Source organism: Formosa sp. A9 (assembly GCF_051200825.1).
In the GTDB taxonomy this organism is placed as follows: Bacteria; Bacteroidota; Bacteroidia; order Flavobacteriales; family Flavobacteriaceae; genus Formosa.
On the sequence record NZ_CP195158.1, the window covers coordinates 3243385 to 3256061 of the forward strand.

Annotated in this window: 7 protein-coding genes; 2 read left to right on the forward strand and 5 right to left on the reverse strand. The window is 38.8% G+C overall.

Features of this window, described 5'->3' with window-relative positions; genetic code table 11:
- Positions 1–72: 72 nt before the first annotated feature.
- The 5 genes from ACR9EA_RS14265 to ACR9EA_RS14285 form a co-directional block, all read right to left on the reverse strand.
- A complete protein-coding gene (locus ACR9EA_RS14265; protein WP_435134461.1) occupies positions 73–2187 on the reverse strand; it encodes a glycoside hydrolase family 97 protein in 2115 nt (704 codons plus the stop codon).
- 125 nt (positions 2188–2312) lie between these two features.
- Positions 2313–4619 carry a glycoside hydrolase family 65 protein gene (locus ACR9EA_RS14270; RefSeq protein WP_435134464.1) on the reverse strand — a complete coding sequence of 769 codons (2307 nt, stop codon included), beginning with the start codon at positions 4617–4619 and terminating at the stop codon, positions 2313–2315.
- A gap of 87 nt (positions 4620–4706) precedes the next feature.
- Positions 4707–5363 (reverse strand): beta-phosphoglucomutase, encoded by a 657-nt coding sequence (pgmB, locus tag ACR9EA_RS14275; RefSeq protein WP_435134466.1) that lies wholly within the window; start codon positions 5361–5363, stop codon positions 4707–4709.
- 2 nt (positions 5364–5365) lie between these two features.
- Positions 5366–6742, reverse strand: coding sequence for an MFS transporter (locus ACR9EA_RS14280; RefSeq protein ID WP_435134469.1), 1377 nt, complete (start codon positions 6740–6742; stop codon positions 5366–5368).
- A gap of 128 nt (positions 6743–6870) precedes the next feature.
- Positions 6871–7911, reverse strand: coding sequence for a LacI family DNA-binding transcriptional regulator (locus ACR9EA_RS14285; protein ID WP_435134471.1), 1041 nt, complete (start codon positions 7909–7911; stop codon positions 6871–6873).
- A 240-nt stretch (positions 7912–8151) separates the two neighbouring features.
- Between ACR9EA_RS14285 and ACR9EA_RS14290 the strand changes: the two genes are divergently transcribed.
- Together ACR9EA_RS14290 and ACR9EA_RS14295 are read left to right on the forward strand one after the other, a co-directional pair.
- Entirely contained in the window at positions 8152–11076 is a 2925-nt protein-coding gene (locus ACR9EA_RS14290) for a SusC/RagA family TonB-linked outer membrane protein (RefSeq protein WP_435134474.1), read from the forward strand.
- Positions 11077–11087: 11 nt separating this feature from the next.
- Entirely contained in the window at positions 11088–12665 is a 1578-nt protein-coding gene (locus ACR9EA_RS14295) for a RagB/SusD family nutrient uptake outer membrane protein (RefSeq protein ID WP_435134477.1), read from the forward strand.
- Positions 12666–12677: the final 12 nt, after the last annotated feature.

Genomic DNA, 12677 nt, shown 5'->3' on the forward strand with positions numbered 1-12677 from the left:
ACCTTGTCGAGATTAGCATATGCATACTCGACAAGGTGTAACAACCCTAATTTTTCAATATGAATTACAGTTTTATTTCTTTTCTACAATGCTAATCGCAAAGCCTCCACCTGGCGCCGACAACTGCGACAATTTGGTTTTAGAAGTCACTGTTTTTTTGCTAATCGTATACGCTTGCGGGTTGGTTTTGTAATGCGCATCTTTCGCATCGGCATAAATAATAGCTTCGTATTTTTTACCTTTTTCTAAAAAGTCTAAAGTGATTTTAGACGTGCGCGCTTCCGTGCCATTTACATTCCCAACAAACCAATTGTTTGTACCTTTGGCTTTACGAGCTACCGTGATATAACGTCCCGGTTCGGCTTCCAAATAAATGCTTTCATCCCAGTCTATCGCGACATCTTTTATAAACTGAAATGCATCCATAAACTGTTGGTAATGCTCTGGCAAATCGGCTGCCATTTGCAACGGACTGTACATGGTGACATACAGGGCCAACTGATTGGCAATCGTGCTGTTTACATGCGAATTGTTATCTGGATTCAACTTCGCAATATCCATTTCGAAAATTCCTGGGGTATAATCCATTGGCCCACCAATTAAACGGGTGAATGGCAAAATGGTAACGTGATTTGGTTTCGATCCGCCAAAAGCCTGAAATTCGGTTCCTCTAGCCGATTCGTTTCCGATTAAGTTAGGCCAGGTTCTGCAAATTCCTGTTGGACGAACCGCTTCGTGGGCGTTAACCATAATTTTATAATCGGCAGCCTTTTCAACTGCATATTGAAAATGATTGATCGTCCACTGTCCGTAATGATGCTCGCCACGTGGCAAAATATCACCTACATAACCACTTTTCACGGCTGGATAATCGTATTTGTTCATAAACTGATAGGCGGTATCTAAATGGCGCTCGTAATTTCTAACCGAACTCGAGGTTTCGTGATGCATAATCATTTTTACGCCTTTGGCTTTAGCGTACTCGTGAATGGCTTCCACATCGAAATCCGGATACGGCGTTACAAAATCGAACACATAATCTTTAGACTGTCCAAACCAATCTTCCCAACCTTCGTTCCAACCTTCAACTAAAACCCCATCGAAACCGTGCTCGGCGGCAAAGTCGATATACGATTTTACATGCGGCGTATTGGCTGCATGCGTACCGTTGGGTGTTGCATTGGCATAATCGGTTTCACCTAGTTTTACAGATGGAAAATCGTTGGTGTAGGACCAGCTGCTTTTTCCTGTAATCATTTCCCACCAAACGCCAATGTATTTCGTCGGTTTAATCCACGACGTGTCTTCAATAGCGCAAGGATCGTTTAAATTTAAGGTCATTTTAGACGCTAAAATATCACGCGCATCGTCGCTCACCATAACAGTCCGCCACGGACTCGTACACGGGGCTTGTAAATAGCCTTTATCGCCTTGTGCATCTGGCGTTAACCACGATTCGAAAATTAGGTTTTTATCGTCCAGATTCAAATTCATTAATGAATAATTGATTAATGCCGCTTCATGCAGATTAATGTACAAACCGTCGGCTGTTTTCATCATTAATGCCGTTTGTACACCAGTTTTCGAAAACTGTTCCTGCGAAGCGTTATCGGTTAAGGCTTGATCGAATTTTCCACGAATTTCAGTCAGTTTCGATTCGGTATAATCGTATTCTTGCGAATCGTAATCGCCGGGAATCCAAAACGCGGTATGATCGCCCGTCATGGCAAACTGCGTGTGCTCTTCTTTAACCGTAAAATACACTAAGTTTTTTTGCCTTGGGAATTCGTAACGAAAGCCTAAACCTTCGTTAAACATACGAAAACGAATACGCATAATGCGCTCGGTGCCTTGCTGAATTAAAGTCACCGCCATTTCGTTGTAGTGATTGCGAATAGTCTTTTCTTCACCCCAAACCGGCGTCCAAGTTTCATCGAAAGTGCTATTTTCGGTATTACTGATTTGGAAGTCATTCAACAGCGATTTTTCATCGTCTTTCAACTCCAAACCTAAAGTACTGGTTTTTATAACGGTCTTATTTTTATAACTTAATTGGTAGCTAGGCGCGCCATTGCTAGTCAATTCAAAATACATGTTTAAATTACCATCGGGCGATTTCAAATCTTGTGCATTAACCACACTTACCGCCGAAAACAGGAGGGTAAAACTTAATAGTAATGATTTCATTTTTGTTTTATTTTTCACGTCAGGTCGAGCGCAGTCGAGACCTTATAATGTTGAATATAAAATTCCTCTCGACTGCGCTCGAGATGACACTTTAGTACTTAAAGCAGAACTTCGTTTATTATTTATTATACAACTTGAGCGGCATTCGCAGTTAAATGCACCGCCTTGCCATTACATACCAAGTCTAATTCCGTTCCATTTTCTAACGTAAAGGTTGTGCCTTTTTTAGCCACATCGATCTTTAAAATTTGGTTTCTGAAATTTACTTTAAACGAATAGCCATCCCATTGCTCTGGAATTTTTGGCTCGAACGATAAGGCATTATCTTTAACACGCATGCCTCCAAAACCTTCTACGATACTCATCCACGTTCCGGCCATAGAGGTAATGTGTAATCCTTCTTCAACTTCTTTGTTATAATCGTCTAAATCTAAGCGCGAGGTGCGTAAATAGAATTGGTAGGCTTGTTCCATACGTCCTAATTTGGCCGCCTGAATACTGTGAACACAAGGCGATAACGAGCTTTCGTGAACCGTAAATGGCTCGTAAAAATCGAAATGACGTTCTAATTCCTCTGTTGTGAAATGATCTTCGAAAAAGTAAAATCCTTGAAGTGTATCTGCTTGTTTGATGTACGGCGAACGCAAAATACGATCCCAAGACCATTTTTGATTGATTGGGCGCTGCGACTTGTCTAAATCGGCTACCGTAATTAATTCTTTATCTAAGAAACCATCTTGCTGAAGGTATACATTTTTTTCTTCAGAAAATGGCAAATACATATTGCCTGCAACGGCTTTCCATTGCTTTAATTCGTCTTCTGTTAAATTAACTTTATCCTGAATTCTATCGAAATCGGCTTCGTGGTCTTTGGCTACCTTTTTAATATTTTCGATCGCATAATCGATACACCATTTCGCAATATAATTGGTATAGAAATTATTATTGACGTTGTTTTCGTACTCATTTGGCCCTGTAACACCCAAAATTACATACTTGTTTTTTGCTGTTGAAAAAGTGGCGCGTTGTTGCCAGAATCGTGCAATTCCGATTAACACTTCCAAGCCTTTTTCGGGAATGTAACTATAATCGTTCGTGTATCGGTAATAATTGAAAATAGCAAAAGCGATAGCGCCGTTTCTATGAATTTCCTCGAAGGTAATTTCCCATTCGTTGTGGCATTCTTCACCGTTCATCGTTACCATTGGATACAAAGCGGCACCGTTAGTAAAGCCTAATTTTTCGGCATTTTCGATAGCGCGATCTAAATGATGATAGCGGTATTCCAACAAATTTCTAGCCACCTGCTGATCTTTAGTCGCCATGTAAAACGGAATACAATAAGCCTCGGTGTCCCAATACGTACTTCCGCCGTATTTTTCGCCGGTAAAGCCTTTTGGACCTATATTTAATCGGGCATCTTTCCCTAAATACGTATGATTTAGTTGCATGATATTAAAACGAATTCCTTGCTGCGCTTTAACATCGCCAGCAATGGTAATATCGGCCATATCCCAGATTTTAGTCCAGGCTTCCTTTTGCTGATTTAACAAGGTGTTGTAACCTAAATCTATCGCTTTAGACAACACACTTTTTGCTGCTGCCACCAGATGCGTTTTATCGTGATTTCTGTCAACTACATAACCTCCGAATTTCTGTATCGAAAAGGTTTCGTTTGTTTTTACTTTAGCCGAATATTCGTAAGCAATACGCACATTTGTGTGCGATACTTTAGCTTCAAGATTTAAAACTTTTCCTGCTAATGCACAAACAGATTCCATAAAAGTACAGGTGTGAAATTGTGTTTTCATGGTATGCGCTTCAATAAACGCCTGACTTCCATTTTGTGTAATTGCTGTTGTTTCCCAAAATTTATCATCCCAATTGGTATCTTCATTTGTAATCCCTGAATCCAGATAGGGCTCGAAAGTAATTTCTGCATCAGAATTAAGTGGTGTGATATTGTATTCTATAGCACCGACTTCGTCCAACTCCAGACTTAAAAAACGCTTGGTTTCTACTTTCACCACAACATCATTTGGCATCGTGGCTGTAAACGAACGCGATAACCAACCTTCTTTCATATTTAACTCACGCTTAAAATCAGATACCTCTTTACAGCGGTATAAATCTAAGGTATTGCCATTTACAAAAACATTAATACCAATCCAACTTGGTGCATTTAGTACTTTCGCAAAATATTCTGGATAGCCATTTTTCCACCAACCCACACGGGTTTTATCGGGATAATACACCCCTGCAATATAACTGCCTTGAAAGGTTGGACCGGAATAATACTCTTCAAAATTAGCACGTTGCCCCATAGCGCCGTTACCAATACTAAATAAACTCTCTGACGATTTAACGCGCTCTACATCAAATCCTTCTTCAATAATCGACCAATTGTCTGGTTTAATATAATCTTGATTCATTTTATTTTTGAGATGAAAGAACAAAGTTTAAAATCCATGCAACAATGCGCTTAGAAGATTCTCCTGCTTTATTCTGAGTTTTAAATTCTACTTGTTTATTAATTCTGTTATAAATGCTTCTGAAATTTCGCTGAAGTCCTTAAAAATATAATCGGCTTCGTGCAACACATCTTTACTTCCAATACCTATGGAAATCATATTTGCCAGATTCGCAGCCTCTACTCCGGCTACCGAGTCTTCAAAGACGATACAATCTTCAGGTTTACAATTAACCGCTTTAGCTGCGATTAAAAACACTTCGGGATCGGGTTTGGCTTTACTGACATCGTTACCATCTACTATGGCATCGAATTTAGGTAACAGGTGCACTTTTTCTAATATTTTTCTGGCGTTTTTACTGGCCGAACCCAACGAAATACCTTGATTATTGGCTTTAAGAAAATCCAGTACACGCGGTACATCGACCAATATTTCGGAATCATCCATTTTATCGATATACCCAAGGTATTCGGTGTTTTTAAGGGTCATAAGTTCCTGAAATTTTGCTTCGGAAACCGAGGTATTTCCCCAGTTTAAAATTTTCTGCAACGAATCGGCACGACTCACGCCTTTAAGCTGTTCGTTTTGTGCTTCGGTAAAATCGAAACCCAAATTTTTAGCTAGATTTTTCCAGGCTAAAAAATGATACTTTGCGGTATCTACAATCACACCGTCTAAATCAAAAATAAATCCTTTTCTATGCATAACTATTCTTTTTCTGGTTGGTAAGAAATGGCTTTTTTATCTGTAATTAACAAGTTACAACATCCTGCAATAATTAAACTAAAGCCAGCCACTAACATTGCGTTAATAGCCTCATCTCCTATTAAATTTGAAATCACATTAATACCACCAATTGCAGCGATAATTTGCGGTATTACAATAAACATATTAAAAATGCCCATAATAACTCCCATTTTATTAGGATCTACAGAGCTAGATAACATGGCGTAAGGCATCGATAAAATACTGCCCCAAGCAATACCAACGAGTACAAATGAATATTTTAAAAATTCTGGCGATGGCACAAAATACATAGAAAGAAACCCGATTCCCCCTAAAAACAGCGCAACCATGTGCACATACTTTCTGTTGATTCGTCTTTTAGATGTGTAAAATGCCAACACCAAAGCAAATGCCATGGACGATAAACCATATACACCTAATGCCGAACCAACTAAATTAGACGCTTTTTGGAATGCCGTATTAGCAACATCAAAAGCTTCTGCTTGCGCCGGTATACTTAAATCGTAAGCCGACTCGATTGGAGCGGGTGTATGGAACACATGCTCTGTAAGTGCTGGGTTTGCCAGACTCCACATTGTAAAAAAAGCAAACCAGCTAAAAAACTGAATAAGCCCTAATTTTTTCATGGTGGTTGGCATATTGCCAATATTATTAAGGATGTCTGGTATAAATTGATTTTTCTTCGCTTTCTCTTTCTCGAAAGCGGCCATATCTTCGGGAGGATATTCGGTAGTTGTAAACACCGTATATAAAATACTTGTTAAGAACACCACTGCTCCCATTGCAAAAGCGACTTTTACAGACATAGGCACTACCCCCATAGGCGCCGCATCGCTAACACCTAATTGCGATACTAGCCAAGGCAAATTACTGGCCACCCAAGTACCGATACCTATAATTAAGGTTTGAACCACAAACCCATACGACCGTTGGGACTCTGGTAATTTATCGGCAACTAAGGCTCTAAACGGTTCCATAGATACATTTATTGACGCATCTAGGATCCATAAAAAACCGGCAGCTACCCATAAAGCTGGCGAGTGCGGCACCATAAACAAGGCGATAGAACTTAAAATAGCCCCAATTAAAAAGTAAGGCCTACGGCGACCCCACCGTGGGCTCCACGTACGGTCGCTCATATAACCAATAATTGGCTGCACCAATAATCCTGTTAAAGGTGCTGCAATCCATAACAAAGGAATAGCATCTTTATCGGCTCCTAAAGTTTGAAATATTCGAGACATGAAGCCTCCTTGTAATGCAAATCCGAATTGTATTCCTAAAAAACCGAAACTCATGTTCCAAATTTCCCAGAAACTCAGGGTGCGCTTTTTCATTATAGTATATTTAATTAAATACTATTGATAAGCGTAAAACTTATCAAAACTTATTAGTGAGAAGTAAAAGTATAAGTCTTGATAGTTTGGCAAATATACAAAAAGTTTTTATTTACCGTTATATTTTTCTATTTAGTTGATTCTCTTTCAATTAATTCGGTTTCTATAACTATGGTTCTTACAGGTTCATCTAAAGATTCGCTCTCTATTTTTTCTATTAACAAACCTGCTGCGACCTCGCCTATTTTTTTACCATGCTGAGAAACGGTTGTTAAACTTGGCGTGGCATGACGCGACAATACACCATCGGTAAACCCTACTACTTGCAAATCGTCTGGTATTTTTTTCCCTAATTTTCGAGCGACCTTCATAGTGGTAACAGCATACAGCTCGTTTACCGCAAAAACACCATCTATTTCTGGATTCATTAATAAAAGTGCTTTAATTTCTTCTTCTAAAACATCTATATAATCTTCGGACGCCAACTTATCATCAACCTTTAAAATTAAATCGGATTGCGTATGCATTTCATGTGCATTTAAGGCCTCTATATACCCTTGCGTTCGCAATCTACCAACACTCACATAGTCTTTAGTTGTAATAATTGCAATGTGTTTACAGTGGTTTTCTATAAGCTTATTCACTGCTTTTTTAGCGCCTTCCAAATCATCAACTATCACTTTATCGCAGCGGATATCGCTCACCACCCGATCGAACATCACAATGGGCATGCCTTGATTAATAGTTTCGTTAAAATGATGATAATCTTGCTGCAATAAGGTTTCTTTAGAAATAGATAATATAAAACCATCTATACTCCCGCCAGCCAACATTTCCATATTTATGACCTCTTTGTCGAAAGATTCGTTAGACAAACCAATAATAACATTATAGCCTTTTTTGTTGGCAACCTGCTCGATACCTTGAATAACCTTTGAAAAGAAATGATGTACAATTTCTGGAATAAGAATTCCTATCGTTTTTGTTTTTCTATTTTTTAAGCTTAACGCAATATTATTAGGCTTATAATTATAAAACTTAGCAAAAGCTTGTATTTTCTCTTTGGTTTCTTCGCTTATCTCTTTACTGTTCCTTAAAGCTTTCGACACAGTTCCTATAGAGACATCTAATTCTTTAGCAATTTGCTTTAAGGTAATTTTTCTTTTCATTGTAACGGGTTCTTTGGGATAAAGATATGGTATTGAGTAGAAATACACAATTTTCACATATCCTCAATTTAAAACCTTTAAATTACCTAAATACAACAAAGTTACCAACACGCAAACGTTATCGTTGAGAATTTCGTAAATTTAAAAATTGCTTTTACATAAAATTTACATAATTTTAACCTCGAGAAGTAAAAGTATAATTAAAAACAAACTAATACATATTTAACTCAATTACATTGTATGAAAACAATTATTAATAGTTTATTACTGGCATTGTTCTTATACCCAGCTGTTATGTTGGCGCAAGACACTGTCACAGGAACTGTATCCGAAACAACTACCAATTTACCCATACCCGGTGTAAATATTATAGTTAAAGGAACAACAACGGGAACCGCCACCGATTTTGACGGAAACTACACGCTTACCGTTAATAACGGCGATGTTTTAGTATTTTCTTTTATCGGGTACACCAGTAAAGAAGTAACATATACTGGGCAATCGCCTTTAAACGTAACCTTAACTGAAGACGCAGCACTTTTAGACGAAGTGGTTGTAATTGGTTATGGTGCCGTTAAAAAGGAAGACCTTACTGGAGCTGCAGATTTAGTAACCGACAAAGACTTTAACCAAGGCCCTGTTGTAAATGCACCTCAGCTAATTTCTGGTAAAGTTGCCGGGGTTTCGGTAACCTCTTCTTCGGGAGCCCCTGGAGATGGCCAAGAAATTAGAATTCGTGGTAACAGCTCATTGTCACTAAACAACAACCCATTAATTGTTTTGGACGGTATTCCGTTAGATCAAGGTGGTGTTGGAGGGTCTCGTAACCCATTAAACATGGTAAATCCTAACGATATTGAAAGCATGACCGTATTAAAAGACGCGTCTGCAACCTCTATTTATGGTTCGCGTGCTGCTAACGGGGTTATTTTGGTGACTACAAAAAAAGGTAAAGATCGTGATTTCAAATTCAGCCTAAACACATTAACTTCTGTAGGAACACCAATTTCTAAAGTTGATGTATTAAACGCCGACGAATTTAGACAAGTAGTTACTACGCATCCGCAAGCCAACGAAACTACACTCGGTCTTTTACAAAATTACGACACCGATTGGCAAGACGAAATTTACGCCAATGCGTTTGGTCAAGATCATTCGTTTAGCGCCTTAGGTGCTGCTTGGGGTATACCCATGCGAGCTTCGGTTTCTTACACCGATTATGGAGGAATTCTAAAGCGCGACAGCTACGAGCGTACCACAGCCTCTTTGAGCTTAACGCCTAAATTATTCGACGATCATTTAAAAATAGAATTAAACGCCAGAGGTAATTACACCGAAAACTTTTTCGCAAACCGCGGTGCCATTGGTTCGGCCAACACCTATGCTCCAACGCAACCTGTTTACGATAGCAGTTTGCCTTACGGAGGATATTCGTCTTGGATAGACCCTGCAACAGGTTTAGAGCCTAGCCTAGCCAACACCAATCCAGTAGCCTTATTGAATTTAAACGATGACGAATCGGAAGTAAGACGTTTTATTGGTAATGCTAAATTTGATTATCAATTGCATTTTTTTGAAGACCTTGTAGCCACCGTAAACATTGGTATCGACAAATCAAACAGCCATGGGCGCAACATCACTTCGGAGCTTATGCCTAGCACAGACCCCACTTGGGACGGATCTAGATCGACTTACAGAAACGAATCGACCAACAAGTTATTCGACGCTTATTTTACATACAACAAGTCTGTAAACGAGCTTCATAATTTTACAGGTGTTTTAGGATATTCTTATCAATCGTTTGAATATGACAATTACAGCTACGATAGCGAAGCCGAACAACGTGGTAATGTTTACGAATTTATAGATAAATCTAAAAACGTGTTATTATCGTATTTCGGACGTTTCAATTACGACTACGACAGCCGTTATTTAGTTACCGCGACTTTAAGAGCCGATGCCTCTTCAAAACTAAACCCAGATAACAGATGGGGATTCTTTCCTTCTGTAGCATTAGCTTGGAATATTCATAACGAATCCTTCCTAAAAGACTCTTCTTTAAACGAATTAAAATTACGAGTAGGTTATGGTGAAGTTGGTAACGTAAATGGACTAGGAGATTATTTATTTTTAACGCGTTACACTGGCAGTCAATCTAATGCCAATTATCAGTTTGGCAATAGTTTTTATCAAACGTACAGACCAGACCCAATAAATCCGGATTTACGCTGGGAAGTGGGTAACACTTTTAACGTTGGTTTAGACTATAGTTTCCTAGACCGTCGCATTTCGGGATCGGTTAACGCCTATATTAAGCAAACCAAAGACCTTATCGCCTTTGCATCTATAGACCCTTTTACCAATTTTGGTAGCCAAATAGACAAAAACATTGGCGACATGGAAAACAAAGGTATCGAGTTTGCATTAAACTTAATTCCTGTAAGAACAGAGGACTTTGAATGGTCTATAAACTACAACATTGCCTTTAACGACAATAAAATAACCAACCTACCTTTCGATCAAGTTGTTGGAGGTATTGCAGGTGGTGTTGGTAACAACGTTCAACTACACACTGAAGGAGAAGCTCCATATAGTTTTTATGTGTTTCAACAAGTGTACGACGAAAACGGAAAACCTATCGAAGGTGCTTTTGTAGATCGTAATGGCGACAACGTTATTAACGACGCCGACAAATACATACACAGCAATCCGTATGCAGATGTTTTAATGGGCTTAAACACCAACTTAAACTACAAAAAGTGGGACTTAGCCGTAATTACCCGTGCCAGCATTGGTAATTATGCTTACAACAATGTGGCTTCTGGTAACTCGTACCTAAACGGTGTTATACCAACAACAAACAACTTTTTATGGAACATCCATTCCGATTATTTAACAGATGGTTTTGTAAACCAAACCGATAACAACTTTTTAAGCAGCCATTGGATTCAAGAAGCGTCTTTCTTTAAAATCGATAACATTACTCTTGGTTACACATTAGATAACGCTATAAAAGACACCTCTTTTAGAATTTACGGTTCGGTACAAAACCTTGTAACAATAACCGATTACGACGGATTAGACCCTGAAATAGATGGCGGTATAGACAACAGTTTCTATCCTAGACCAAGAACGTACGTATTAGGACTTAATGTTAGCTTTTAAAAAATTGAATTATGAAAAATATTATAAAAAGAATAATCCCAATAATAGCTATCGGTGTTACCTTGACAGCCTGTCATAGCGACCTAGACCAATATCCTATAGATCCCGATAGTTTTACCGAGCAAGATGTATTTGCCAATGTAGATGAAGCCAAAGGTGCTCTTGCCAAATTATACGGAAGTTTAGCTTTAACAGGACAAGAAGGAGGCGATAGTGGCTCACCAGATATTTCGGATATCGACCAAGGCTTTTCGCAATACACCCGTATGCTTTTTAACTTAAACGAATTAACCACAGACCACGCCGTTGTTGGTTGGGGAGATTCCGGCTTACCAGATTTACACGGTATGTACTGGACGTCTAGCAACTCGTTTTCTGGTGCCATGTACTTACGTTTAGCACAGGAAGTATCGTTCTGTAACTCGTTTATAGAAAATGCAGCTGCTTTAGAAGGTGCAGAAGCACAATCTTTTATAGCCGAAGCGCGATTTTTAAGAGCATTTGCTTATATGAATTTAATTGATTTTTTCGGAAACGTACCGTTGTTAACCAGTATTTCTACAGAGTTACCATCGCAAAGTCCGCGTAGCGAAGTTTTCGATTTTATTGAAGCCGAATTATTAGAAATTCAGGATTTACTTCCTGAAAGTCAATCTAACGAATACGGTCGTGTAGACAAAGTAGCTGCTTGGGCATTACTATCTAAACTGTACCTTAATGCAGAAGTTTGGTCGGGAACAGCACGATATAACGATTGTGTTACTTATTCTAACCAAGTTATTAACTCAACGTATCGTCTTAACACCACCGATGCCAATGGTAACGGCAATGCTTACGACGAATTGTTTTTAGCCGACAACGATACTAACGGAGCCCAAAACGAATTTATCTTCGCCATCCTATTCGATGGTACACAAACTACAACTTATGGCGGATCTACCTTTTTAATTCATGCCGCAATTGGCGGAACTATGGATCCAACAGAATTTGGCGTTAACGGTGGTTGGGGTGGTAACCGCGTAACCAAAGCTTTGGTAGAAAAATTTGCACCTAACGATACGCGTGGCATGTTTTATACCGATGGACAATCGTTGGAAATCGAAAACATTCCTCAGTTTAGTAACGGGTATGCTTCAACTAAATTTAAAAATGTAGACTCTAATGGCAATATCGGTAACGATACTACAGGTGAATTTACAGACACCGATTTAGCCATCATCCGTTTACCAGAAATTTATTTAAACTATGCCGAAGCCGTTTTACGTGGTGGAAACGGAGACATGAACACTGCAGTTTCTTTAATAAACCAAATAAGACAGCGTGCCTACGGGAACTCTTCTGGTAATATTTCTGCAGGAACGTTAAACCTTCAGTTTATAATAGACGAGCGCTCTAGAGAATTGTACTGGGAAGGCCAAAGACGTACCGATTTAATTCGTTTCAACTACTTCACAACCGGAAGTTACCTATGGCCATTTAAAGCGAATCAACGTAATGGTTCTGCAACCGACGCCTTTAGAAAGCTTTTCCCTATTCCAAACAACACGATTTTAACAAACCCTAACTTAATTCAAAACGACGGATACTAACATTAATACTAT

Coding starts and splice junctions, on each gene's coding strand:
- ACR9EA_RS14265 (WP_435134461.1), bottom strand. CDS start 2,187: ATGAAATCATTACTATTAAGTTTTACCCTCCTGTTTTCGGCGGTAAGT.
- pgmB (WP_435134466.1), bottom strand. CDS start 5,363: ATGCATAGAAAAGGATTTATTTTTGATTTAGACGGTGTGATTGTAGAT.
- ACR9EA_RS14295 (WP_435134477.1), top strand. CDS start 11,088: ATGAAAAATATTATAAAAAGAATAATCCCAATAATAGCTATCGGTGTT.
- ACR9EA_RS14280 (WP_435134469.1), bottom strand. CDS start 6,742: ATGAAAAAGCGCACCCTGAGTTTCTGGGAAATTTGGAACATGAGTTTC.
- ACR9EA_RS14290 (WP_435134474.1), top strand. CDS start 8,152: ATGAAAACAATTATTAATAGTTTATTACTGGCATTGTTCTTATACCCA.
- ACR9EA_RS14270 (WP_435134464.1), bottom strand. CDS start 4,619: ATGAATCAAGATTATATTAAACCAGACAATTGGTCGATTATTGAAGAA.
- ACR9EA_RS14285 (WP_435134471.1), bottom strand. CDS start 7,911: ATGAAAAGAAAAATTACCTTAAAGCAAATTGCTAAAGAATTAGATGTC.